We start from the raw sequence: 24,782 nt of genomic DNA, 5'->3' as shown, positions 1-24,782 counted from the left end.
TCATCGCAAGGTTGATTGGCGCAGCATCAGGGTGCCGTCGCGCTGGGTGAATTCGAGTTGTTTGAGGGCGCTCATGCCCAGCAGCACTTCCTCGCCATCCATGCCGGGGGCGATCAGCGCCTCGACGTCATGCAGCACGATGTCGCCCAGCCGCAGGCTGGCCAGTTGCGTGCGATGGGCCGTGGCGCGGCCATTGGCGGTGCTGATGGTGATCGCCGCGCCGGCACGCAGGCCCAGGCGCCGGGCCGCCTCCACGGGCACCGCCACCTGGGTGGCGCCGGTGTCGAGGAGGAAGGTCACCGGCTCGCCGTTGATCTGCCCGGTGGCGCGGTAATGCCCCTGGCGACTGCTGGCCAGGCGTACTTCCACGTAATCGCTGCCATGCAGCGACTCGGGCTGACGATTGGGGTTGCGCTGGGACTCCTCCCAATCGGCGAAGAAGCGCGTGGCCAGCAGCAGCGCGGCGAGCCAGGCGAGCACCAGCATCACCCGCCCCGCCCGGCGTCCCGGCGCTGGCGCGCTCACCGGCGGCCGCCCCAGCCGTGCTTCGGCGCGGCGACGCGCCAGACGATCGGCCGCTGCTCGCCATCGGCGCGGGCCTGGCCCTGATTGTCCAGGCCGATCCAGGCGCCTTCGGCATCGACCCACAAGGCCTCGGCCTGGCCTTGGCTCGACGGATAGCGGCGAGCGTCGGTGAGCGCCTCGGCGGCGAAGGACCAGCAGCGTTCGACCGCGCCGTCGCTCAGCTGGCGGCGGCAGATACGATGGGCCTGGCGTTCCAGGGTGAAGAGTTTCTCCTGATGGAAGGCCAGGCCGGAGAAGTCCCGGGGCCGCGCCTCGTCGCCCAGTTGCGCCGGCGCCGGCTCGCGGCCGCCTTCGCTGATCAGCACGCAGCCACCGCTGCAGCGCCAGGACAGGCCATTGCCGTGCAGCACCAGCAGACCGCGACGATTGCGCTCGGCGGCCAGCCACAGGCGCTCACCGGCCGGATCGACGGCGACGCCCTCCAGCAACGCGTTGAATTTCAGCAACATGCCGCTGGCCCGCGCCTGGCGCACCACGGCTTCCGGCAGGGCCAGCCAGCGCGCCTCGCCCAGGGGCGTAAGGCGCAACACGGCGGCCTGCGACTCGCTGACCAGGTAGCGATTGCCCTGCCGATCGCAGGACAGTCCCTCGAAGTCCAGGCCACCGCCCCGCACCTGGCCGGCGACCCAGGTGCTCATGCGCAGCCCCCAGGGCAGCGGCATGGGCGGTGACGGCGGGGCCGCGAAGGGCTCGGCCTCGGCCTGCCAGACCTCGGCGCCGGTCTGCAGGCGGTACAGCCGGTCATCCTCGCGGTCCGACACCGCCCACAGCGTGTCCTCGCACTGGGCCAGGCCGGACAGGTTGCCACCGGCCAGGCCCTCGACCGGGTACTCGCCGAGCAGGCTCAACTCCTCGAGGGGCGGCGCATCCGCCGATGCCGCCGCCGAGACCAGCAACAGCGCGACAGCCAGGCCACGCATCAGAGCAGCACCTCGGCCAGGTTGCCCTTGGACTCCAGCCAGGACTTGCGGTCGCCGGCGCGCTTCTTCGCCAGCAGCATGTCCATGATCTCCCGGGTGCCTTCGAAGTCGTCCAGGGTCAGTTGCACCAGGCGCCGGGTATTCGGGTCCATGGTGGTCTCGCGCAGCTGCGGCGGGTTCATCTCGCCGAGGCCCTTGAAGCGGGTGACCTGGGGCTTGCCGCGGCGCTTCTCGGCCACCAGGCGGTCGAGGATGCCGTCGCGCTCGGCGTCGTCCAGGGCGTAGAACACCTCCTTGCCCAGGTCGATGCGATACAGCGGCGGCATGGCCACATAAACGTGGCCGGCATCCACCAGGGGGCGGAAGTGCCGGACGAACAGCGCGCACAGCAGGGTGGCGATGTGCAGACCGTCGGAGTCGGCGTCGGCGAGAATGCAGATCTTGCCGTAGCGCAGCTGGGAGAGGTCGCTGGATCCCGGGTCGATGCCGATGGCCACGGCGATGTCATGCACCTCCTGGCTGGCCAGCACCTCGCCGCCGTCGACCTCCCAGGTATTCAGGATCTTGCCGCGCAGCGGCATGATCGCCTGGAACTCCTTGTCGCGCGCCTGCTTGGCGCTGCCTCCGGCCGAATCGCCCTCGACCAGGAACAGCTCCGCGCGCATCGGCTCCTGGCCGGCGCAGTCGGCGAGCTTGCCGGGCAGTGCCGGGCCCTGGGTGATGCGCTTGCGTTCGACCTTCTTGCCGGCCTTGAGGCGCCGGTTGGCGTTGCTGATCGCCAGCTCGGCGAGCTGCTGGCCGAACTCGGGGTGGGCGTTGAGCCACAGGCTGAAGGCGTCCTTGACCACACCAGAGACGAAGGCCGCGGCCTCGCGCGAGGACAGGCGCTCCTTGGTCTGCCCGGAGAACTGGGCATCCTGCATCTTCATCGACAGGACGAAGGCGATGCGCTCCCAGATGTCCTCGGGCGCCAGCTTGACCCCGCGCGGCAGCAGATTGCGGAACTCGCAGAACTCGCGCATGGCGTCCAGCAGGCCCTGGCGCAGGCCGTTGACGTGGGTGCCGCCCTGGGCGGTGGGAATCAGGTTGACGTAGCTCTCCTGCACGCCCTCGCCGCCCTCCGGCAGCCACAGCAAGGCCCAGTCCACCGCTTCCTTGTTACCACTGAGGCTGCCGCAGAACGGTTCCTCGGGCAGGCGCGGGTACTCGCTGACCGCATCCACCAGGTAGGAGCGCAGGCCGTCCTCGTAGAGCCACTCGACCCGCTCGCCGCTGGCCTTGTCCTCGAAACTGACCGCCAGGCCCGGACAGAGCACGGCCTTGGCCTTGAGCACGTGCTTGAGGCGGCTGACCGAGAACTTGTACGAGTCGAAGTACTTGGGGTCCGGCCAGAAATGCACGCTGGTGCCAGTGTTGCGCTTGCCGACCGTGCCCATTACCTCCAGATCGCTGGCCTTGAAGCCGTCGGCGAAGGCCATGCGGTATTCGCTGCCGTCACGCTTGACGCGCACCTCGACCCGGGTCGACAGGGCGTTGACCACCGAGATGCCGACGCCGTGCAGACCGCCGGAAAACTGGTAGTTCTTGTTGGAGAACTTGCCGCCGGCGTGCAGCTTGGTGAGGATCAGCTCGACCCCCGGCACCCCTTCCTCGGGGTGGATGTCCACCGGCATGCCACGCCCGTCGTCGAGCACTTCCAGGGAGTTGTCCTCGTGGAGGATCACCTGGATCGACTTGGCGTGGCCGGCCAGGGCTTCGTCGACGCTGTTGTCGATCACTTCCTGGGCCAGGTGGTTGGGCCGGCTGGTGTCGGTGTACATGCCCGGGCGCTTGCGCACCGGGTCGAGGCCGGAAAGGACTTCGATGGCGTCTGCGTTATAGGCGTTCTGCTGGGCCATGGGGTCTCGAATCGTATTAAAGGTCGGAGAAGTCGGCGTCGCGCCACAGGGTGGCGGGCACACCGGCAAAAGCAAAAAGCATCGGCAGGCGTGCGGCGAAGCCCTGGAAACCATGGTCGCCACCGGCCTGGATGCGCAGCGCGCAGGCCCGGTAGTAGGCCTCGGCCTGGCGGTAGTCGAGGGTTTCGTCGGCGGTCTGCAGCCACACCTGATAGCGCGCGGGGTCCTGCGGCGGCGGCACTTGCAGCTCACCCAGAGCCGTCACGTGCTCGGCGGTCAGCTCCCAGGTTTCATCGCTGTAGTAGTTCTTTTGCGGTCCCAGGTAGCCATCGAACAGCAGGTGCGGACGCACCGCCGGATTGATCAACAGCGCGCGCAAACCATGCCGTTCGGCCAAGTGGGTCGCATAGTAGCCGCCCAGGGAGCTGCCGACCAGCACGGGCCGACCGAGCTCGGCGATCAGCGCCTCGAGCTGGGCGATGGCCTGGCGCGGATGGTGATGCAGGGCCGGCACGCGCAGCTGCGCGGCCAGGCCCAGCCGCGCCATGGCCCGGCGCAGCAGGCTGGCTTTCAGCGAGTCGGGCGAGCTGTTGAGGCCGTGGATATAGAGGATGCTGGGACTGACTGCGGACATGGGTGACGAGGCTTGCGGCAAGGTACGGGAAGCCGAACGGTAGCAGTTTTACCGCCGCCGCCTCCAGCCCGTGGCTATCAATAGCCCTTGACGCTGTAGTCCACCTCGAACTGGATACCGGTGACCCGCGACACGCCGGTTTCCAGGCGGCCGTCGTCATGCAGGCGCAGCCAGCGGTAGCCCGGCGCGCAGCTGTCGACCTGGAAATCCTCGCTGCGCGGGGTGAATTGCACGCAGGTCGAGGGCGAGGCCAGCAGGCGCAGGTCGCCACGCTGCTGGTCGAACTCCTGGTGGATGTGCCCCCAGAGCAGCGCTCGCGCCTGGCTGTGGCGTTCGAGCACGGCGAACAGCGCCTCGGGGTTGCGCACGCCGATCGGCTCCATCCAGGCGCAACCGATGGACACCGGGTGGTGGTGCAGGCAGATCAGGTGATGGCGCTCCGGGGCTTCGCTCAGTGCGCGCTCGAGCAGCTCCAGCTGCTGGTCGGCAAGGTAGCCGGGCACCGCGCCGGGAATCGAGGAGTCGAGCAGGATGATGCGCCAGTTGCCCAGGTCGACCACCGGCTCCAGCAGGTCGCTGCCGGCGCAGGCGCTGTGCATCGCCGGCAGCTCGTCGTGGTTGCCGGGAAACCAGCGGGCCGGCGCCGGGATGGCCGCGGTCAGCTGGCGGAAGTGGGCGTAGGACGCCTCGCTGCCGTCCTGCGACAGGTCGCCGCTGGCCAGCATCAGGTCGATCCGTGGCTGCTCCTGAAGCACGAGCTCGATGACCCGTTGCAGGCTGTCCTGGGTGTCCATGCCCAACAGCTTGCCGCCCGCCTCGGCGAACAGATGGCTGTCGGATAGCTGCACCAGCAGCACCGAAGACTCAACAGCGGAAGTGGGCACGCTCGGCAAGGCCGTCTCCTCGAGCAGGGTGCTTGGATTATGCTAGCTAGCGCCGGCGATGGTAAACCCGCGAAGCGGGCTTGGGTCACAGAAAAACCGTCGTAATCGGGCGTAAACGCGACAACGCCCCGGGCGCCCCCTAGAACACCGGCGCCGGCTCGTGGCCGCAAGCCAGGCAGTGGCTCAGCCACTCGCCGAGGAACAGGTTGAGCTGGCTCTTTTCGTCCGGCTGGTGCATGGCCGCGTTCGGGTAGGGATAGATGCTGCGGAAGCGCCGGGCATTCTCGGCGCTGACCACCTCGGCCATGCGCGCATCGTGGTACACCCGCACTTGCAACTGCGGCACCGGCAACCAGGGCAGGCTGTGTTCCTGACGCACCAGCAGGGTGGTGGTGTAGGGGCAGGCCTCCAGCACCTCCAGCACCAGCACGCCCAGCACGCGGTCGCCCTGACTGAGGGCGACCCGGCGAGTCTTCTGCTCGCTGCGCATCTCCGGCAGCAGGCGCATCAGCCGGGCGTAGTTGGCCTCGCAGGCCGCCTGCAGCTCGACCAGGTCGACCCGGTAGCGCTCGCGCAACAGGTTCACGACCACAACCCCCTGACCTCGGCGCGGTTCAGCGCCAGCCATTGCAGGGCGATGATGCTCGCCGCATTGTCGATGCGGCCATCCTTCATCGCATCCAGGGCGTCCTCCAGCGGCCAGACATGCACGCGAATGTCCTCGCCCTCCTCGGCCAGGCCATGCACACCACCGGCGCCATCGCTGTCGCAACGGCCGATGAACAGGTGCACCCGCTCATCCGAACCGCCGGGCGAGGGGTAGTACTGGGTGATCGGCCACAGCGAGCTGAGCTTCAAACCGGCCTCCTCCTCCGCCTCGCGGCGAGCCACCTGCTCCGGTTCCTCGTCGGTGTCGATCAGTCCGGCGACCAGCTCCAGCAGCCAGGGATTGGCGCTCTTGTCCAGGGCGCCGACGCGGAACTGCTCGATCAGCACCACGACGTCGCGCTGCGGGTCGTAGGGCAGCACGCAGACCGCATCGTGACGCACGAACAGCTCGCGACTGAGCTCGGGCCCCATGCCCCCGGCGAACTGGCGATGACGCAGGCGCACGCGGTCGAGCTGGTAGAAGCCGCGAAAGCAGGCCTCCCGCTCGATTATTTCTACATCGTCCCGCTGCATAAGCACCCCCTGTTAACAGGAACGGGCCCGAAGGCCCGCCCTAGATCAGCTTCTCGCCACCGGCGCGGCACTGCGTCGGTGGCTGCATCCCCCATCACACCTTGTGATAGAGCTGCGCGCCTTGTGCCTTGAACTCCTCGGCCTTGGCCTGCATGCCCTGCTCGACCTCCTGATCCAGCTCCAGGGCGGCGATGCGTTGCTCTTCAGCATAGACCCGCACCTCCTGGGTGATCTTCATCGAGCAGAACTTCGGCCCGCACATGGAGCAGAAGTGCGCCACCTTGGCCGAGTCCTTGGGCAGGGTCTCGTCGTGGTAGCTGCGCGCCGTGTCCGGGTCCAGGCCCAGGTTGAACTGGTCTTCCCAGCGGAACTCGAAGCGCGCCTTGCTCAAGGCATTATCGCGAATCTGCGCTCCCGGATGGCCTTTGGCAAGGTCGGCGGCATGGGCGGCGATCTTGTAGGTGATGATGCCGGTCTTCACGTCGTCCTTGTTCGGCAGCCCCAGGTGCTCCTTGGGGGTAACGTAGCAGAGCATGGCGCAACCGAACCAACCGATCATCGCCGCGCCGATGCCCGAGGTGATGTGGTCGTAGCCGGGGGCGATGTCGGTGGTCAGCGGGCCGAGGGTGTAGAACGGCGCCTCGTCGCAGCATTCCAGCTGCTTGTCCATGTTCTCCTTGATCAGCTGCATCGGCACGTGGCCGGGGCCTTCGATCATCACCTGCACGTCGTGCTTCCAGGCGATCTTGGTCAGCTCGCCGAGGGTCTCCAGTTCGCCGAACTGTGCCTCGTCGTTGGCGTCGGCGATCGAGCCGGGACGCAGGCCGTCGCCCAGCGAGAAGCTGACGTCGTAGGCCTTCATGATCTCGCAGATTTCCTCGAAGTGGGTGTAGAGGAAATTCTCCTTGTGGTGCGCCAGGCACCACTTGGCCATGATCGAGCCGCCGCGCGAGACGATGCCGGTGACCCGCTTGGCGGTCATCGGCACGTAGCGCAGCAGCACACCGGCGTGGATGGTGAAGTAGTCCACGCCCTGCTCGGCCTGCTCGATCAGGGTGTCGCGGAACAGCTCCCAGGTCAGGTCCTCGGCCACGCCATTGACCTTCTCCAGGGCCTGGTAGATCGGCACCGTGCCGATCGGCACCGGCGAGTTGCGGATGATCCACTCGCGGGTCTCGTGGATGTGCTTGCCGGTGGACAGGTCCATCACGGTGTCCGAACCCCAGCGGATGCCCCAGGTCAGCTTGGCCACTTCCTCCTCGATGGAGGAGCCCAGCGCCGAGTTGCCGATGTTGCCGTTGATCTTCACCAGGAAGTTGCGGCCGATGATCATCGGCTCCAGTTCCACGTGGTTGATGTTGGCCGGGATGATGGCGCGGCCGCGGGCGATCTCCTCGCGGACGAACTCCGGGGTGATCTCCTTGGGAATCGAGGCACCGAAGCTGTGGCCGGCGTGCTGCTGCTCCAGCAGGCCGGCGGCGCGGGCCTCCTGCAGCTTCATGTTCTCGCGGATGGCGACGTATTCCATCTCCGGGGTGATGATGCCCTGGCGCGCGTAGTGCATCTGGCTGACGTTCTTGCCGGGCTTGGCGCGGCGCGGGTTGCGCACGTGGGCGAAGCGCATGGCGGTCAGTTCGGGGTTGGCCAGGCGTTCCTGGCCGAAATGGGAGCTCAGGCCATCGAGCAGCTCGGTGTCGCCGCGGTCTTCGATCCAGGCGCTGCGCACATCGGCCAGGCCCTGGCGCACATCGATGGTTACGCTCGGGTCGGTGTAGGGACCGGACGTGTCATAGACCAGCACCGGCGCGTTGATCTCGCCGCCGAAATCGGTCGGGGTGACGTCCAGGCTGATCTCGCGCATCGGTACGCGGATGTCCGGACGCGATCCCTGCACATAGATCTTCTGCGAGCGGGGGAAGGGCTGGATCGACTGCTGGTCGACCTGGGCGGACTCGCTCAGGTTCTTCTTTTCTTGTGCGCTCATCGGCTGGTGCTCTCCTGGATGAATGTCGGAGCGAACCTGGGATGGGCGAGGTGTGCGGGGAGCACCGGAGACGGCGCCGAGAGGACTCGCCGAAGGATGGGCGAGGACATCTTGTTCCCTACGCAGGCCTTAACCTGATCAGGTTCAACGGGATCCGGCAGCTGCCAATCTCAGCCCCGCATATGGGGCACCCCGACAAGAACCCGCCCAGTCTAATCAACCGCCGGCGATAAAACCAACCGGCGAGTCAAAAACGCCTGACCCATACGTCGGATAATGACGCCAAGGACGGGCGCCGCCGATTGTTGCAAGCAGGCAACATAGCTTGTCGCAAACTACACTCTCGGCGCCCTCGGCACGGCTTGACCCCTCCCGGCGGACCCGCTTAGCCTTGCCGATTACCGCCAAATCTAGGATTCCCCGAATGCTGCGCAGACTCTCCCTGGCGCTTGCCGTGGCCGCCGCCTCCGCCGGATTGGCCTGGGCCGAACAGGCTCCGCTGTCCACCAAGACCGACCTGATCACCGTCTATCAGGAAGCCGCCAGCAACAACGCCGACCTGGCGGCGGCGCGCGCCGACTACCAGGCCCGCCGCGAAGTGGTGCCCCAGGCCCGCGCCGGTCTGCTGCCGAACCTGTCGGCGGGCGCCAACCTGAGCAACACCCGCACCGAGGTCGACTCGCCGGCCAGCACCAGCACGCGCAGCGGCACGGTGTACCAGGCCAACCTCAGCCAGCCGCTGTTCCGCGCCGACCGCTGGTTCCAGCTGCAGGCCGCCGAGGCAAGCAGCGAACAGGCGGCCCTGGAACTGTCCGCCACCGAGCAGAGTCTGATCCTGCAGAGCGCCGAGACCTACTTCGCGGTGCTACGCGCCCAGGACGCCCTGGCCTCGACCCGGGCCGAGGAAGCCGCCTTCAAGCGCCAGCTCGACCAGGCCAACGAGCGCTTCGACGTCGGCCTGTCGGACAAGACCGACGTGCTCGAGGCCCAGGCCGGCTTCGACACCGCGCGGGCCAACCGGATCATCGCCGAGCGCCAGGTGGAAGACGCCTTCCAGGCCCTGATCACCCTGACCAATCGCGAACACGGCGCCCTCGAGGGCATCGACCACAGCTTGCCGATCCTCGCCCCGACGCCCAACGACGCCAAGGCCTGGGTCGACACCGCCGCCGCGCAGAACCTCAACCTGCTGGCCAGCAACTACGCGGTCAGCGCCGCCGAGGAAACCCTGCGCCAGCGCAAGTCCGGCCATGCGCCTAGCCTGGATGCGGTGGCCAGCTACCAGAAGGGCGACAACGACAGCCTCGGCTTCAGCAACAGCGGCGCCAGCGCCGCGCGCTTCAGCGGCGACGTCGAGCAGCGCTCGATCGGCCTGCAGCTGAACATCCCGCTGTACAGCGGCGGCCTGACCAGCTCCCAGGTGCGCGAGGCCTACCAGCGCCTGAGCCAGAGCGAGCAGCTGCGCGAGAGCCTGCGCCGTCAGGTGGTGCAGAACACCCGCAACCTGCACCGCGCGGTGAACACCGACGTGGAGACCGTGCAGGCGCGCAAGCAGTCGATCATCTCCAACCAGAGCGCCGTGGAAGCCACCGAGATCGGCTACCAGGTCGGTACGCGCAACATCGTCGACGTGCTCAACGCCCAGCGTCAGCTGTACAGCTCGGTGCGCACCTACAACGACGCACGCTACGACTACATCCTCAACAACCTGCGCCTCAAGCAGGCCGCCGGCACCCTCAGCCCGGCCGATCTGGAGGCCCTGGGCAGCTTCCTCAAGCCGGACTACGACCCGGACCAGGATTTCCTCCCGCCGGACCTGGCCAAGGCCGCGGAAGCGCAGCTGCAAGGCAACCCGGACTACTGAAGGACGAACATGAAAAAGCCGGCCCAGGTGGCCGGCTTTTTCATGGCTGTTCGGTCAGGCCGCAGAGCCGGCGCGGCGACTAACCGAGCAGGCGCCCCACGCCGGCGAGCAGGCGCTGCAGCGCGCCCTGATTGGCCCTCATCACCGCCAGGCCGGCCTCACGCATGCGCTGCGCCTGCTGCGGCTGCTGCCACAGCTCGGCCACCCTGGCGGCGAGCTGCTGCGCATCGGCCACTTCCCCCAACGCCCCGGCCTCGCGCAGTTGCGCGGCGATCTCGAGAAAGTTGAACAGGTGCGGGCCGCTGAGCACCGGCTTGCCCAGTGCCGCCGGCTCCAGCAGGTTGTGGCCGCCATTGGCCACCAGGCTACCGCCGACGAAGGCGCAGTCGGCCAGGGCATAGAGAAACAGCAGTTCACCCATGGTATCGCCGAGCAGCACCTGGTCGGCGTCGCTCACCGCCTCGCCGGTGGAGCGACGACGGGTGGCGAACCCCTGCCGCCGGCACAACTCGAACACGCCGGAGAAGCGTTCCGGATGGCGCGGCACCAGGATCAGCAGTGCGTCCGGGTACTGGTCCAGCAGCTGGCGATGAGCGATGAGGATGATCTCGTCCTCGCCGGCGTGGGTGCTGGCGGCGATCCACAGCGGGCGCTCGTTGGCGCCCCACTGCACCCGCAGTTCGGTGGCGCGATCGAGCAGGGCCGGGTCGACGTGCAGGTCGTACTTGATCGAGCCGGTCACCTCGACGCATTCGCCGCGAGCACCCAGCGTGCGAAAGCGCTCGGCCTCGGCGGCCGTCTGCGCGGCGATCAGGCTCAGTTCGGCGAGCATCGGCGCGGTCAGTTTGGCGAAGCGCCCGTAACCGCGTGCCGAGCGCTCGGACAGCCGCGCGTTGGCCAGGACCACGGGAATGCCGCGGCGGGCGCACTGGTGGATGTGGTTGGGCCACAACTCGGTTTCCATGATCAGCGCCAGACGCGGGCGCAGCCGCTCGAGAAAACGCGCGGCGGCCCAGGGCAGGTCATAGGGCAGGTAGCAGTGCTGCACGCGCCCGGCGAACTCCGGCGCGGCGAACAGCGCGCGGATGCGCTCCGAGCCGGTCGGGGTCATGCAGGTGACGGTGATCGGCAACTGCGGGTAGCGCGCCAGCAGCTCGCGGATCAGCGGTGCGGCGGCAATGCTCTCGCCCACCGAGACCGCATGCACCCAGATGCCGCCAGGGGCGAGCGCCGGCAGGCCGAAGGCGAAGCGCTCGCCGATGCGCCTGGCGTAGGCCGGCGCCCGCCAGGCGCGGTAGGCCAGGCGCAGGGCGACCAGGGGCAGGCCGAGATGGAACAGCAGGGTATAGAGGGTCCGATTCATGGGCGCGCAGCTTAGCAGAGCCGCGCCCGCCGATCAGCCAATGGCCTGCAGGTGCTCGGCCAGGCAGTCGGCCAGCCACAAGGCCGCCGGCCCCAGGGCCTCGTCGCGCCGGCAGACCAGCTCCACCACCAGGGGCGGCGGCGTCCAGTCGCTGCGCAATTCCACCAGCTGCCCCAGGTAGGTCGGGTACTGCGCCACATGGCGTGGCAGCCAGGCCCAGCCGAGGTTGCGCATCAGCAGTTCGGCCATGACGTAGAAACTGTCGGCGCGCCAGACCTGGGGACTGATCTGCTCGCCACCGGGGTAGCGGCTGTCCTGGGGCGCCATCAGCAGCTGACGGTGCCGGGCCAGTTCGCGGCGATCCACATAATCGTGCGCGGCCAGCGGATGGCCGGCGCCGCACACCGTGACCATGCCGATGGCGCCGAGGCGCTGGCGCTCCAGGGCCTCGGGCATCTGTTCGTGGTGGAACAGCAGGCCCAGGTCGGCGCGACGCTCCAGCAGCTTGCGCGCGACATCGCCCTGGGCGGCGCTGGCGACCTGCACCTCGAGCTGCGGAAACTGCCGGGCCAGCGCCTCCAGGCTATCGAGCACCGGCGGATAGGGCATCGCCTCGTCCTGGGCCAGGCGCAGCCGCGCCTCCTCGCCGCGGGCCAGGCCGAGGGCCCGCCCTTCCAGACGCTCGCACTGGCGCAGCACTTCGCGCGCCTCCTCGAGCAAGCTGGCGCCGGCTTCCGTCAGCTGCGGCTGGCGGCCGCTGCTGCGCGCGAACAACTGCACGCCCAGATCGACCTCCAACTGGGCAATCGCCGTGCTGACGGCCGACTGCGCGCGATTCATCTGCCGCGCCACGGCGGAGAACGAGCGGCCCTCGGCGACACTGATGAACAGGCGAATCTGCTCGAGGCTCCACTGCATGACCCATCTCCATTTCAGATAGGTAATAAGTTTATCCCATCATGAATCTCCCTAGAATGGCGGCAGCACCCACAGGAGTTCCACCATGACCGGCTATCTCTACCTCGCCATCGCCATTTCCGCGGAAGTCGTCGCCACCGCCTCGATGAAGGCGCTGGACGGCTTCAACCGGCCCCTGCCGCTGCTGCTGGTGGTGGGCGGCTACGTGCTGTCGTTCTGGATGCTCAGCCTGGTGGTCAAGACCATCCCGGTCGGCGTCGCCTACGCGGTGTGGGCCGGCCTGGGCATCGTCCTGGTGAGCGTCGCCGCCGCCGTGCTCTACCAGCAGCGCCTGGACCTGCCGGCCCTGCTCGGCATGGGCCTGATCGTCGCCGGGGTGGTGGTGATCCAGCTGTTCTCGCAAAGCGTCGGCCACTGAGCGAGGCAGCCACCACGACCTCGCGGGTTATACTGCGCGCCTGTTTTCCTATCGAGGCGCGCCCATGTCCCAAGCTCTGAGCACTGACGTCCTGATCGTCGGCGGCGGTATCGCCGGCCTCTGGCTCAATGCGCGCCTGCGCCGCCAGGGCTTCGCCACCCTGCTGGTGGAAAACGCCAGCCTCGGCGGCGGGCAGAGCGTCAAGTCCCAGGGCATCATCCACGGCGGCGCCAAGTACGCTCTGCATGGCGCGCTGAGCGGCGCCTCGGAAGCCATCGCCGACATGCCGCGGCGCTGGCGCGAGGCCCTGGCCGGCAGCGGCGAGCTGGATCTGTCCGGCGTGCGCCTGCTGTCCGAGGCCCACTACCTGTGGTCGCCCGGCAGCCTGGCCGGCAACCTGACCAGCTTCTTCGCCAGCAAGGCGGTGCGCGGCCGGGTCGACCAGGTCAAGGGCGAACAGCTGCCGCCGGCGCTGCAACACCCCAGGTTCAAGGGCAAGGTCTACCGCCTGGCCGAACTGGTGCTCGACGTGCCCAGCCTGATCGCCCGCCTCGCCGAACTGGCCGGTGACGGGTTGCTGGCGGCCGAGCGCATCGAACCGCTGCGCGAGCAGGACGAGCTGGTCGGCCTGCGCGTCGACGGCCGCGAGATCCGCGCCCAGCGCATCGCCCTCAGCGCCGGCCGCGGCAACGCCGAGCTGCTCGCGGCGCTCGGCCTGCAGCAACCGGCCCAACAGTTGCGCCCGCTGCACATGGTGCTGGTCAAGGGGCCGACCCTCAAGCCGCTGTACGCCCACTGCCTGGGCGGCGGCCCCAAGCCGCGGGTGACGGTCACCAGCCACCCGGCGGCCGACGGCCAGTGGGTCTGGTACCTGGGCGGCGACCTGGCCGAGGCCGATGGAGTAGCCCGCGAACCGGCGGCGCAGGTCCGGGCGGCGCAGAAGGAGCTGGGCGAGCTGCTGCCCTGGGTCGATTTCGGCAGCGCGCAATGGGCCACCCTGCGGGTCGAGCGCGCCGAACCGGCGCAATCCGGCCTGGTGCGCCCCGACAACGCCTTTCTCGCCGAACAGGGCCGCCTGCTGGTCGGCTGGCCGACTAAACTTGCCCTGGCCCCGGACTTCGCCGACCGCGTGCTGGCGACGCTGGCGCGCGACGGTATCCAGCCCGCCGGCCATCCGCCACTGCCCGAGCTGCCGCGCCCGGCCATCGCCCATCCCGCCTGGGAGGAACTGTTCTGATGCACACCCTGCACAACCTCCACCGCCCGCTCGGCGCGACCGGACTGCTGGTCTCCCCGCTGGGCCTGGGCACCGTCAAGCTGGGCCGCGACCAGGGGGTGAAGTACCCCAGCGGCTTTCGCATCCCGGATGACGCGGCGGCGCGCGCGCTGCTGGCCCAGGCTCACGAGCTGGGCATCAACCTGATCGACACGGCCCCCGCCTACGGCACCAGTGAGGCGCGCCTCGGCCCGCTGCTGCGCGGCCAGCGCGAGCAGTGGGTGATCGTCAGCAAGGTCGGCGAGGAGTTCGAGGACGGTCAGTCGCGCTTCGACTTTTCCCCGTCCCACGCGCGCCTCTCCGTGGAGCGCAGCCTCAAGCGCCTGGAGACCGATTTCATCGACCTGCTGCTGGTGCACTCGGACGGCAACGATGTCGCCATCCTGCAGGACAGCGGCCTCTACGAGACCCTCGCCGCGCTCAAGCGCGAAGGCAAGATCCGCGCCTTCGGCCTGTCCGGCAAGACCGTCGAGGGCGGCCTGCTGGCCCTCGAGCAGGGTGACTGCGCGATGGTCACCTACAATCTCAACGAGCAGGGCGAGGTGCCGGTGCTGGACTACGCCGAGCTGCACGGCAAAGGCATCCTGGTGAAGAAGGCCCTGGCCAGCGGCCATGCCTGCCTGCAACCGGGCGAAGATCCGGTGCGTGCCAGCTTCGAGCTGATCTTCGGCCACCCGGCGGTGAGCAGCGCGATCATCGGCACCATCAACCCGCAGCACCTGGCCGACAACGTGGCGACAGCCGCGGCGGTGATCCAGGACATCGCCTGAGCCCGCGCTCGCGGCCAGGCCACCCCGCGAAAGGAGCCGAGATGGCGCGCGCGCTGATCCGCAAGAATCCCAGCGTCTTCAAGACCCTGCCGCTGTTCGTCGAGGCGGGAGCGGACCGCCTGAGCTACCAGGGCATCGGCCAGCCACTGAACTTCAACCAGGTGCTGGCGCGACGCCAGGCGATCGCCATCGGCGACAGCCAGCACTTCGCCGTGGAACTGGCCAACCTCGGGGTCTCGGTACGCCTGACCCTGAGCTGGCAGGGCCGCGAATACTGGCTGCTGGTGCGCCAGCGGCGCCTGGATCGCGGCGACGTGGTGCTCAAGCTGATCTCCGGCTACGTCCCCACCCATGAACTGAACCTGCCATTGCACACCGCAATCCAGGAGGTCGCCGAGGAGTGCCTGGTGGAAACCCCGGAAGGCTGGCTGTACGGCCGCTTTGGCGACACCTGGCTGCCGGCGCCCTACCAGGGCGCGCTGCATTACCGCGAGGCCGCGCACTTTCGCCTGAGCCCGCTATCCGGCGCGGCGCGACCGGTGCAATGCGGCAACCTGACCCTGCTGGAGCGCCCGCGCGCCTATGTGCACCTGCCGACGGCCTCGCTGCAGCTGGTCTACGACCTGTGCCTGGAGCTGCCGAAGGAGGCCAGGCAGCCCAGCCTGTTCCACGTCGACGAGCACCTGGAGGACGGCCAGCTGGTCGCCCGCCTCGACCGCTCGCGCCCCGACCTGTACCTGATCCCGCTACAGGGCGGCAAGCCGACCGCGGAACTGCTGACCCTGGAAAACGGCCTGCTGACCCCGGCCAGCACGCGCGGCCTGTGGCTGGCGGAAAGTTTCGCGCCCCAGGACGGCTGGCTGGTGCGCGACGAACGCATTCGCTGGAAGGATTGGCTGAGCCTGCACGGGCTGAAACCGTCCAGCCCCGGCGGCGCGACGGACGCAGCGACGCCGCTGAGAGGCTGAGCGGTTCGCCGCGGTGACTATTTGCTGCGGATCTTCTCGACGATGGCGGTGGTCGAGCTGTTTTCCACCAGGCCGAGCACCCGCACTTCACCGCCATAGGCCGTGACGATCTCGGCACCGACCACCTGGTCGATGCCGTAGTCGCCGCCCTTGACCAGCACGTCCGGGCGCACCTGCTCGAGCAGCCGCTCGGGAGTGTCCTCGGCGAAGCTCACCACCCAGTCCACCGCGCCGAGGCCGGCGAGCACCGCCATGCGCCGGTCCACCGAGTTGATCGGCCGGCCTGGCCCCTTGAGGCGGCTGACCGAGGCGTCGTCGTTGACCGCCAGGACCAGGCGATCGCCCTGGGCACGAGCCTGCTCCAGGTAGGTCACGTGACCGGCGTGGAGGATGTCGAAGCAACCGTTGGTGAAGACGATCTTCTCGCCATGGGCGCGGGCGTCCTCGATGGCCAGCAGCAGCTGGTCCAGGCTCAGCACGCCGCGCTCGGAGCCCTGCTCACGCTGCACCGCGCGGCGCAACTCGGGGGCACTGATCGCCGCGGTGCCGAGCTTGCCGACCACGATGCCGGCGGCGAGGTTGGCCAGCGCCACTGCCTGCGGCAACTCCTCGCCGGCGGCTAGGCTGGCGGCCAGGGTGGAGATCACTGTGTCGCCGGCACCGGTGACATCGAACACCTCGCGGGCGCGGGCCGGCAGGTGCAGCGGTGCATGCTCAGGGCGCAGCAGGGTCATGCCGTGCTCGCCGCGGGTCACCAGCAGCGCGCCGAGGTCCAGCTCGCGCATCAGCGCCGCGCCCTTGGCGACCAGCTCGGCCTCGTCGGCGCAGCGCCCGACTATGGTCTCGAACTCGCTGAGGTTGGGGGTGATCAGGCTGGCGCCGCGGTAGATGGAGAAGTCCTTGCCCTTGGGATCGGCCAGCACCGGGATGCCGCGGGCGCGAGCGGCCTGCACCAGCACCTGGTGATTCTTCAGCGCGCCCTTGCCGTAGTCGGACAGCACCAGCACCTTGACCCCCTCGAGCAGCGCCTCGACTTCCCGGGCGATGGCGTCCGCATCGGTGCTGAAGGCTTCCTCGAAGTCCATGCGCAGCAGTTGCTGGTGACGGCTCAGCACCCGCAGCTTGACGATGGTCGGCTGGTCGGCGATACGCTGGAAGCGGGTCTTGACCCCCACCGCCTGCAGGCTGTTACTCAGGCTGTCGGCGGCCTCGTCGGCGCCGGTGACGCCGACCAGCACGGCCGGGGCCCCCAGCGCGGCGATGTTCAGCGCGACGTTGGCGGCGCCACCGGGGCGGTCCTCGATCTGCTCGACCTTGACCACCGGCACCGGCGCCTCCGGGGAGATCCGCGAGGTGCCGCCGTGCCAGTAACGATCGAGCATGACATCGCCCACCACCAGAACGGGGGCTTGGTCGAAACGGGGCATGGACAACTTCATGGGGACTCCGGGGCGGCAAAATCGCCGCAGATCATAGCATGTCGGGAATATCGGCCGATGCCGGCCAGGCGCGCGCCAGGTGCGGTGCCCTCCTACAGAGGACGCACCCAGAACAGCTCGTGGCGGCGCACCGCCTTGCGGAAAAACTCGTCCTCGCCACTGGCCGGCCAGCGGCGCCCGGCCAGCAGGCGCTGGATCAGCCGGCGCAGGCGTTTCTTGGTCGGCAGCGGCCCTTGCAGGTCGTGCTGCATGGCCAGGGCCATGGCCTTGTCCACCTGCACCTCGGCGCTCAGGCCCGGGCTCCACAGGCCATCGGCCGGCAAGGGCTCGATGGCCGGCGGCAGGGCGATGCCCTGGCCGGCAGGGCCCATGGGCCAGCGGTCGTTGTCGTGCAGGTGATTGGCGTAGAGCAGCAGGGTCGCGGGCTTCCAGCTGCTGCGCTGGATTGCCTCCTGCAGCGCGCGGGTCGCGGCGACATGATCGCTGTGCGGGTCCAGCTCGGGGTGCGGGGTGACCAGCAGCTCGGGGCGGTAATGCTCCAGCAGCGCCACCAGGTCCGCCACCAGGTTGTGCCAGCTGGGCACACCATCGGCATCGCCGGGCAATTGCAGCGGGTTGTGGCGGCGGGCACCGCGAGTATCGCACTCCCCGGATTCGCGAGAGCCGAAGGCCTGGGCGGGCTGCTCGGCCATGGCTGGCAGCTGCAGGCAGTAGTAGCCGAGCTGCACGCAACGCTCCGGGGTGACGCCGCCCCACAGCGGCACCGCCAGGCTGTCCCAGGTGCGCAGGCGGCCCTTGAGGCGCGCCGCCGCGGCCTGGTCCAGGCCGAGGCGCCGGTAGGCATCGGCCTCGATCTCGCCCTGGGTCAGGGTGACGATGCTCGCCTCGGCGGCGCGGCTGTACAGGCCGAATGCGGCCAGCTCGGCGTCGTCGGCATGGGGGGCGATGACCATCAGCCGCTGGCGGGCGTAATCGGGATTACTCAGGGCGTAAAACGTGGCACTGGCGCCCAGGCGACAGAAGCGCCCACGGATCGGCAGGCCGCCGGCGGCAAGGGCCTCGCCCTGGCTGGACAAGTTGAGGTAGCGCCGCCCACTGACGCCACGCTCGAAATCCTGGCGATCCTCGCCGACCAGCACATGGGGGTCGAGCCAGCGCCCCAGCCAGCCGGCCCGGAGCTCCAGCTGCAGGATCAGGGTGTCGGCGCTGGCGAAGTCGCCCTCCACCTCGAGCATCCCATCGGCCACGCGCGCCGGCAGCTGCCGCGTACCCGGCGGGAAGTCGTAGCGGTAGTCATCGGCCGGCGAGTAGAACAGGTGATCGGCGAACCAGGCCTCGTGGCCTACCCAGCCCAGCACCAGCAGCAGCGGCACCAGCCACCAGGCCAGCAGCACGCCGAGCAGCGCCAACAGCAGCATGCCCACCAGCAGGGCGATGCGCTTGTGCCGACGATGACGCTTGAGGAGCTGTTGCTTGCGGCCGGCCATGCTCACACCTGATAGACCGGCACGCGATTGCACCAGCGGTCCTTGTACTCGCGGTCGGCGCGACCGAAGGAGTAGCGCAGCGGCTTGCCCAGGGCCCGGGCCTCGACCCAGGCGGCTTGGGTATTGACGAAGCTGAGCACGCTGCCGGGGCTGAAGTCGCGGTTCTGCGGGTCGACCCCGCCGTTGATGTACTCCAGGCTGATCCACTGCGGCGCCTCGACCCGGTAGAGCACCTGGATGGCCACCGGCTCGTCGTTGAGGTAGATCAGCGAACCGGTCATGAACTCGCGCATCAGCGCGAAGACCTCTGCCAGGTGCGCCTTGCCGGTGGCCTCGAAGCCCCAGCGGCGCTGGAACAGGTCGGCGTAGATCGCCGCCTGCTCGGCGGCGCTGAGCTCCAGCATCGGCCGGATCACCCCGCCCGCCTCTTCCAGCAGACGCTGCTCGCGGCGCTGGTTGTAGCGGAACTTCTTGCTGTACTGCTCCGGCTCACGCGCCAGGGCTAGGCCCTCGGCCTGCTCGCGCAGCGAGGTGATGCGTTCGCCGTGCAGATCGGAAACGTAGCGCGCCTTGTGCCGCAACTGCACCCGCGCGTCAGGGGCCAGCGGCAGGATGATCTCGGCATTGCCCAGGTCGAACAGCCCACGCCGCCCGCGCTGCTTGAGCACATCCTTGGACAACGCCAGGTGGCGGCCCCAGGTCGCCACAGCCGCCTTCAGCTCACCCTGCTGCGACCAGCCCAGATAGCGCACCGCGATGCCGGCCAGGTCGGCCAGGCGCTCGATCACCTGCGGATGGGTGGCCACGCTGCCGCCGAAACGCTGCCAGAGCTCGGCATAGGTGGCGGCATCGATCGGGGTCCAGCCCTGCTCGCGCCAGAGGCGCAGATGACTCAGCATCAAACGTCCTGCTCCACCACGGTCTCGCCACCGACCTCGAACTGCTTGGCATGCAGGCGCGCGTAATAACCGTTCTGTTCCAGCAACTCGCGGTGGGTGCCGCGCTCGACGATACGGCCCTGGTCCATCACCAGGATCAGGTCGGCCTTCTCGATGGTGCTCAGACGATGGGCGATGACCAGGGTGGTGCGGCCCTTCATCACCTCGTCCAAGGCGGCCTGGATATGCCGCTCGGACTCGGTGTCCAGCGCCGAGGTGGCTTCGTCGAGCACCAGCAGCGGCGAGTCCTTGAGCAACGCCCGGGCGATCGCCAGACGCTGACGCTGTCCCCCGGACAGCAGCACGCCGTTCTCGCCCACCAGGGTGTCATAGCCCTCCGGCATGACGCTGATGAACTCGTCGGCATAAGCCGCCTCGGCCGCCTTGCGCACCTGTTCCAGCGGCGCGCCAGCGACGTCGCCATAGGCGATGTTGTTGGCCACGGTATCGTTGAACAGGGTGACGTGCTGGGTGACCAGGGCGATGTGCCGGCGCAGGTTGCGCAGGGTGTACTCCTCGACATCCACGCCATCGAGGAGGATCTGCCCCTGATCGTGGTGGTAGAAGCGCGGAATCAGGCTGGCCAGGGTCGACTTGCCGCTGCCGGAACGCCCGACCAGGGCGACCATCTGCCCCGGCTCGACGCTGAAGGAGATGTCGTTCAACACCGGCTTCTCCGCCCCCGGGTAGACGAAGCTCAGGTCACGCACCTCGAGACGACCACTGACGCGCTCGCGCTCCTGGGTGCCGTGATCGACCTCCGGCGCCTCGTCCAGTTGCTCGAAGATGCTTTCCGCACCGGCCACGCCTTTCTGGATGGTCGAACTCACTTCCGACAACTGGCGGATCGGCTTCGGCAACAGACCGGCCAGGGTGATGTAGGCCACAAGGTCCCCCGCCGAGGCATCGCCGCGCATGAACAGCACCAGGAACATCAGCACGGCCATGGCGCTGTAGATCACCAGCTGCAACATGGGCGTGTACACCGCGCCAGTCTTGGTCATGCGCAGCTGCTTTTCCGTGTTGCTTAGGCTGGAGTTGAGGAAGCGCTCCTGCTCGTAGGTCTCGCCGCCGAAGCTGCGCACCACCCGGTAGCCCTGGATGGTCTCGGAGGCGACATGGGTGACATCGCCCATGGCCACCTGGATCTTCTTGCTCTGCTTGCGAAACTTGCGGCTGGCGCTGCTGACCATCACGCCGATCAGCGGCAGGATGGCGACCATTACCAGGGTCAGCTTCCAGTTCATCCACAGCAGGGTGGCGAACAGGAATATCACCGTCATGCCTTCGCGTATGACCACCTTGATCGCGTCGGTCGCCGCCCCGGTGACCATGGTCACGTTGAAGGTGATGCGCGAAATCAGGTGTCCCGAGTTGTGGTTGTCGAAGTAGCGGTTGGGCAGCACCAGCAGGTTGTTGAACAGGGCCACCCGCAGGTCGTGCACCAGGCCCAGGGAAACCTTGGCGAGAAAGTAGTTGCCCAGATAGGAGCCGATGCCCTGCCACAGCGCGATCAGCACGATCAGCAGCGGCACCGCCTCGACCAGCTGCAGATCCTGCAGGTAGGGCACATTGGGAAACAGGCTGGCGTCGGGGTTGGACAGGCCATCGACGAAGTACTTAAGGATATAGCCAAGCATCGGCTGAGTAGAGGCAAAAATCAGGAACCCTAGAATGCTCAGCAGAAACAGCCCTATGTATGGCCGCACGTAGGCCAGCAAACGCAGGTATATCTTCAAACTTGAAGCAGGCTGGCGATCAGGATTGCTCATGGAGTAGGCACAGTCAAAAGGAGAGCATCATATCATGCCGTTTGCGCCGAGTTTCTCCTGCGCCCGTAGGCCAGAAACGCCTCAATATCATCGCAACACAACAAGCTACTGGCTTGTCGCACCTCGTTTTCCGGCCAGTCCCACCAGGCTATTTCAAGCAGCGCTTGGCGCGTACTCTCATCAAATCTCCAGCCAATCTGCCTGGCGGGGTTGCCCGCCACGATTGAATATGGCTCCACATCACGACTTACCACTGCCCCGGCAGCCACGACTGCGCCATGCCCGATAGTGACGCCAGACAAAATCATTACACGTGTGCAGAGCCAAACATCACTGCCGATAACGACATCGCCCCGGCTCCTCCCGTATCCCTCAATGCCAGCCGCCTGCGGAATCTTCGCTGGAAACGGATAAGTACTAACCCAGTCGGTGCGATGGTGACCGCCCAACAATATCTCGACGTCCTCGGCAACAGAGCAATATGCGCCAATGATCAGAGTACTGCCCTCCCCCCAATCCAGAACATTTGGCATTCCGTACGTGCCCACACCGATTTTATATGCCGGGTAGCGCATCAGAAATTTGGCTTGACTGCGATAGAACGCCGGTAGCTTGCTGATCCTTCGCTTCGCCCGCCGCTGCAAAATGCGATCGAGCCACCTAAGGACACTCTGAAAAAGACTTCCTGAATCCGGTGAAATAGGTCGAACCCGCCACCCGAGTTATTCCATGAAGCAGATGACCTTCGCCGACGCCGAGTACGCCGGCAAGCGCAAGCAAACTCGCAAGGAACTGTTCCTGATCGAGATGGATCAGGTGGTGCCGTGGAAGGGACTGATTGCCCTGATTGAGCCGCACTACCCGAAGGGTGAAGGCGGCCGGCCCGCCTACCCGCTGCTGGCCATGCTGCGTATTCATCTGATGCAGAACTGGTTCGGCTACAGCGATCCGGCCATGGAAGAGGCGCTGTACGAGACCACCATCCTGCGCCAGTTTGCCGGGCTGAGCCTAGAGCGCATTCCGGACGAAACCACCATCCTCAACTTCCGCCGGCTGCTGGAAAAACACGAGCTGGCGGCCGGGATACTGGCGGTGATCAACGGCTATCTCGGTGATCGCGGTCTGTCGCTGCGCCAGGGCACCATCGTCGACGCCACGTTGATCCATGCGCCCAGTTCGACCAAGAACAAGGACGGCAAGCGCGACCCGGAGATGCACCAGACCAAGAAAGGCAACCAGTACTACTTCGGCATGAAGGCCCACATTGGCGTCGATGACGCATCGGGATTGGTGCACAGCGTGGTCAGCACGGCGGCAAACGTGGCGGATGTCACCCAGGTCGACAAGCTGCTGCATGGCGACGAGAACGTCATCTGCGCCGACGCCGGCTACACCGGAGTCGAAAAGCGCGCCGAGCACGCTGGCCGGAACGTGATCTGGCAGGTCGCGGCGCGCCGTAGTACCTACAAGAAGCTGGGCAAGAACAATCCACTCTACAAAGCCAAGCGCAAGGTCGAAAAGGCCAAGGCGCAGGTGCGAGCCAAGGTCGAGCACCCGTTCCGAGTGATCAAGCGCCAGTTCGGTTACGTGAAGGTGCGCTTCCGTGGCCTGGCCAAGAACACTGCGCAGCTGATGACGCTGTTCGCACTGTCAAACCTGTGGATGGCACGTCGACATTTGCTAGCCACCGCAGGAGAGGTGCGCCTGTAATGTGGGAAATGGCCGTCGCGAGGTGCTCACGGCGGCGAAAAAGCGGAGAAATGAGTGGGCTATCTAGTCAATTTTGATCGACTGCCCGCTTTTAAAATCAGCGGAGGATGAAGTCGGCGGCAGAGACCGGGCTACTTCAGACCTTCCCTAAGCCTCATCATCCCTTCTCCAAAGGTAATAAATAGAGACGCACCAAACCTCGCAAGGTTTTCTTCGACCATGCGGAATAGGGAATTTTGGAAAGCAACTCACGGGCAAATTCCTTGTCGCGGCCCGCACATTTGAGAAACATGCCGTTGAGAAAGCGCCATCGCGCCTCATCGTAGAGCGGATGATCCGCGAAAAGCGCATAAGACCGCAGCACATTGTCAACCATAAAACGATAATTTTTATAGGTATTAGCGCCGTGAGTCCGATAGTGTGCGAACACTTGCGGAAGACAATCGATCGTGAAGCCGGCGTGGGTCACCTTCAACCAAATCTGCAGATCCTCCAAGCGGATACTTGGGTCAAATCCACCGGCCGCCTGCAAGGCCTCCCTGCGCAGGAGCATGGTCGCGGCCGGAGGCAGAGGCACACGATCCATGATGACATCGGCAAAGTCTAGGCGCCTAAACACTGTGCGCTTACCGGCACCTTTCGCCAGCTGCCGCCCCTCACCATCAATCAACTGGATATCACCTGCACATATGCCGACCTCAGGTTTATCCGCCATATAAGCCACCTGAATTGCTATACGCTCGGGTAACATCACATCATCCGAACCAAAAGGAGCAATAAACACCCCACTGGAACGGCCAATTGCCTCATTCAAGGTCTTAGACAAGCCTTGATTGGCCTGCACGCGAAAATCAAAGCCATACTCCGCCTGCAACCGCTGGATAATCAGCGGGCTGTCGTCACTGGAACCATCGTCAACGACCAACAGCTCTATATTTGGATAGGTCTGCGCGAGCACGCTTCGAATGGACTGCTCAATGTACTTGGCGTGGTTGTAACAAGCGATAATCACCGAGACCAACGGTTTGGCTTCATTCATAAACACACTCTCTCTCAAGCCCCTTCGAGGATCAGTACCGTTTTGCTTGAGGAGAATACTGAGTATCATCAGCCCCCCCTTTCAGAGCAGCGGCCATGCGACGTATCGACCCAACTGACTATGCGACCCTACGCTACGGCGCAGAAGTGCTGGAGGCCGACAGCTTTGGCGATAAGGTCCTGCGCCTGCGGGATGGAAATTTCATCAAACTGTTCAGGCGCAAGCGTCTTTTCTCATCAGCATTGATCTGGCCCTACGCCGCGCGTTTCGCCCGCAACGCCAAAGCCCTTGCCGCTGCTGGCATACGCTGCCCAACCGTTCTCGGAGTCTACCGCGCCCATGACATCGAGCGCGACATTGTCTACTACGCCCCCCTCCCCGGACAAACGCTTCGCCAGCTTCGGGAGAGCCAAGCTCCAGACCAATTGCATGAGGACCTCGGAAAATTTGTCGCTCATTTGCATGACGTAGGCGTCTATTTCCGCTCTTTGCACCTCGGGAATATCGTTCTAACGCCCGAAGGTGAGCTGGGCCTGATCGACATTGCCGACTTGCGGCAATATCGACACGCTTTAGGTAAAAGCAAACGCCTGCGAAATCTCCGACACCTGTTTCGAGACCCAGCAGATAGCCAGTGGCTAGAGTCGGGACCTTTTCTGCAGTCCTATAGGTCGAACAGCAAACTGATCATCGATAGTACGAAAATCGACAGCACGCAGAGACGATGAGCTGA

General features: G+C 66.6%; 23 protein-coding genes and 1 riboswitch. Of the genes, 7 read left to right on the top strand and 16 right to left on the bottom strand.

Annotated features, from left to right (window positions below):
• From LPB260_RS07790 to thiC, 8 genes are all read right to left on the bottom strand, one after another.
• Positions 1-486 carry a TIGR02281 family clan AA aspartic protease gene (locus LPB260_RS07790; RefSeq protein ID WP_371926165.1) on the bottom strand — a complete coding sequence of 162 codons (486 nt, stop codon included), beginning with the start codon at positions 484-486 and terminating at the stop codon, positions 1-3.
• 35 nt (positions 487-521) lie between these two features.
• Entirely contained in the window at positions 522-1,505 is a 984-nt protein-coding gene (locus LPB260_RS07785; protein ID WP_208708126.1) for an esterase-like activity of phytase family protein, read from the bottom strand.
• Positions 1,505-3,403, bottom strand: coding sequence for a DNA topoisomerase IV subunit B (gene parE, locus LPB260_RS07780; RefSeq protein WP_208708125.1), 1,899 nt, complete (start codon positions 3,401-3,403; stop codon positions 1,505-1,507). Before parE ends, LPB260_RS07785 begins: the two co-directional genes overlap by 1 nt.
• Before the next feature lie 16 nt (positions 3,404-3,419).
• The gene (locus LPB260_RS07775; RefSeq protein ID WP_208708124.1) at positions 3,420-4,037 is read right to left on the bottom strand and encodes a YqiA/YcfP family alpha/beta fold hydrolase; all 618 of its coding nucleotides are present in this window, start codon (positions 4,035-4,037) and stop codon (positions 3,420-3,422) included.
• Between the two features lie 77 nt (positions 4,038-4,114).
• Complete coding sequence (gene cpdA / locus LPB260_RS07770; RefSeq protein ID WP_208708123.1) at positions 4,115-4,930, bottom strand: 3',5'-cyclic-AMP phosphodiesterase; 816 nt, start codon at positions 4,928-4,930, stop codon at positions 4,115-4,117.
• Positions 4,931-5,060: 130 nt separating this feature from the next.
• On the bottom strand, positions 5,061-5,513 hold the full coding sequence (locus LPB260_RS07765; protein WP_208708122.1) for a DUF1249 domain-containing protein: 453 nt from the start codon (positions 5,511-5,513) through the stop codon (positions 5,061-5,063).
• On the bottom strand, positions 5,504-6,103 hold the full coding sequence (gene nudF, locus LPB260_RS07760; RefSeq protein WP_208708121.1) for an ADP-ribose diphosphatase: 600 nt from the start codon (positions 6,101-6,103) through the stop codon (positions 5,504-5,506). The genes LPB260_RS07765 and nudF overlap by 10 nt, the downstream gene beginning before the upstream one ends.
• A gap of 94 nt (positions 6,104-6,197) precedes the next feature.
• Positions 6,198-8,087, bottom strand: a complete 1,890-nt coding sequence (thiC, locus tag LPB260_RS07755; RefSeq protein ID WP_208708120.1) for a phosphomethylpyrimidine synthase ThiC — start codon at positions 8,085-8,087, stop codon at positions 6,198-6,200.
• 98 nt (positions 8,088-8,185) lie between these two features.
• Positions 8,186-8,292: riboswitch (TPP riboswitch) on the bottom strand.
• Between the two features lie 219 nt (positions 8,293-8,511).
• Between thiC and LPB260_RS07750 the strand changes: the two genes are divergently transcribed.
• Positions 8,512-9,951 carry a TolC family outer membrane protein gene (locus tag LPB260_RS07750; protein WP_208708119.1) on the top strand — a complete coding sequence of 480 codons (1,440 nt, stop codon included), beginning with the start codon at positions 8,512-8,514 and terminating at the stop codon, positions 9,949-9,951.
• A 79-nt stretch (positions 9,952-10,030) separates the two neighbouring features.
• On the opposite strand, the gene waaA is transcribed toward LPB260_RS07750, so the two are convergent.
• Both waaA and LPB260_RS07740 read right to left on the bottom strand, forming a co-directional pair.
• A complete protein-coding gene (gene waaA / locus LPB260_RS07745; protein ID WP_208708118.1) occupies positions 10,031-11,314 on the bottom strand; it encodes a lipid IV(A) 3-deoxy-D-manno-octulosonic acid transferase in 1,284 nt (427 codons plus the stop codon).
• Positions 11,315-11,347: 33 nt separating this feature from the next.
• Complete coding sequence (locus tag LPB260_RS07740) at positions 11,348-12,232, bottom strand: LysR family transcriptional regulator (protein ID WP_208708117.1); 885 nt, start codon at positions 12,230-12,232, stop codon at positions 11,348-11,350.
• Between the two features lie 85 nt (positions 12,233-12,317).
• Between LPB260_RS07740 and LPB260_RS07735 the strand changes: the two genes are divergently transcribed.
• The 4 genes from LPB260_RS07735 (at position 12,318) to LPB260_RS07720 (ending at position 15,664) form a co-directional block, all read left to right on the top strand.
• On the top strand, positions 12,318-12,650 hold the full coding sequence (locus tag LPB260_RS07735) for a multidrug efflux SMR transporter (RefSeq protein ID WP_208708116.1): 333 nt from the start codon (positions 12,318-12,320) through the stop codon (positions 12,648-12,650).
• A 64-nt stretch (positions 12,651-12,714) separates the two neighbouring features.
• Positions 12,715-13,887: an FAD-binding oxidoreductase gene (locus LPB260_RS07730; protein ID WP_208708115.1), complete on the top strand. Its 1,173-nt coding sequence runs from the start codon at positions 12,715-12,717 to the stop codon at positions 13,885-13,887.
• Entirely contained in the window at positions 13,887-14,696 is an 810-nt protein-coding gene (locus LPB260_RS07725) for an aldo/keto reductase (RefSeq protein WP_208708114.1), read from the top strand. The genes LPB260_RS07730 and LPB260_RS07725 overlap by 1 nt, the downstream gene beginning before the upstream one ends.
• Before the next feature lie 41 nt (positions 14,697-14,737).
• On the top strand, positions 14,738-15,664 hold the full coding sequence (locus tag LPB260_RS07720; RefSeq protein WP_208708113.1) for a metal ABC transporter ATPase: 927 nt from the start codon (positions 14,738-14,740) through the stop codon (positions 15,662-15,664).
• 17 nt (positions 15,665-15,681) lie between these two features.
• Here LPB260_RS07720 and hldE read toward each other — a convergent pair whose 3' ends face one another.
• The 5 genes from hldE to LPB260_RS07695 all read right to left on the bottom strand — a co-directional run bounded on the left by hldE (position 15,682) and on the right by LPB260_RS07695 (position 21,875).
• Positions 15,682-17,103: a bifunctional D-glycero-beta-D-manno-heptose-7-phosphate kinase/D-glycero-beta-D-manno-heptose 1-phosphate adenylyltransferase HldE gene (gene hldE / locus LPB260_RS07715; protein WP_208708112.1), complete on the bottom strand. Its 1,422-nt coding sequence runs from the start codon at positions 17,101-17,103 to the stop codon at positions 15,682-15,684.
• Positions 17,104-17,195: 92 nt separating this feature from the next.
• Entirely contained in the window at positions 17,196-18,590 is a 1,395-nt protein-coding gene (locus LPB260_RS07710) for a PIG-L deacetylase family protein (protein ID WP_208708111.1), read from the bottom strand.
• Between the two features lie 2 nt (positions 18,591-18,592).
• On the bottom strand, positions 18,593-19,489 hold the full coding sequence (locus LPB260_RS07705; RefSeq protein ID WP_208708110.1) for a GNAT family N-acetyltransferase: 897 nt from the start codon (positions 19,487-19,489) through the stop codon (positions 18,593-18,595).
• Positions 19,489-21,300 (bottom strand): lipid A export permease/ATP-binding protein MsbA, encoded by a 1,812-nt coding sequence (msbA, locus tag LPB260_RS07700; RefSeq protein ID WP_208708109.1) that lies wholly within the window; start codon positions 21,298-21,300, stop codon positions 19,489-19,491. Before msbA ends, LPB260_RS07705 begins: the two co-directional genes overlap by 1 nt.
• A 32-nt stretch (positions 21,301-21,332) precedes the next feature.
• Positions 21,333-21,875 (bottom strand): CatB-related O-acetyltransferase, encoded by a 543-nt coding sequence (locus tag LPB260_RS07695; RefSeq protein WP_208708108.1) that lies wholly within the window; start codon positions 21,873-21,875, stop codon positions 21,333-21,335.
• A gap of 154 nt (positions 21,876-22,029) precedes the next feature.
• On the opposite strand from LPB260_RS07695, the gene LPB260_RS07690 reads away from it, so the two are divergent.
• Positions 22,030-23,010 carry an IS5 family transposase gene (locus LPB260_RS07690; protein WP_208708107.1) on the top strand — a complete coding sequence of 327 codons (981 nt, stop codon included), beginning with the start codon at positions 22,030-22,032 and terminating at the stop codon, positions 23,008-23,010.
• Between the two features lie 157 nt (positions 23,011-23,167).
• On the opposite strand, the gene LPB260_RS07685 is transcribed toward LPB260_RS07690, so the two are convergent.
• Positions 23,168-24,049, bottom strand: coding sequence for a glycosyltransferase (locus LPB260_RS07685; protein ID WP_208708106.1), 882 nt, complete (start codon positions 24,047-24,049; stop codon positions 23,168-23,170).
• A gap of 95 nt (positions 24,050-24,144) precedes the next feature.
• Here LPB260_RS07685 and LPB260_RS07680 point away from each other — a divergent pair, with 95 nt between their 5' ends.
• Positions 24,145-24,777, top strand: coding sequence for a phosphotransferase (locus LPB260_RS07680; protein WP_208708105.1), 633 nt, complete (start codon positions 24,145-24,147; stop codon positions 24,775-24,777).
• Positions 24,778-24,782 lie beyond the last annotated feature (5 nt).

The organism is Pseudomonas sp. LPB0260, assembly GCF_013388395.1.
The sequence above is the reverse complement of the archived record's forward strand: the minus strand, read 5'-3'. Positions and strand labels throughout refer to the sequence as shown.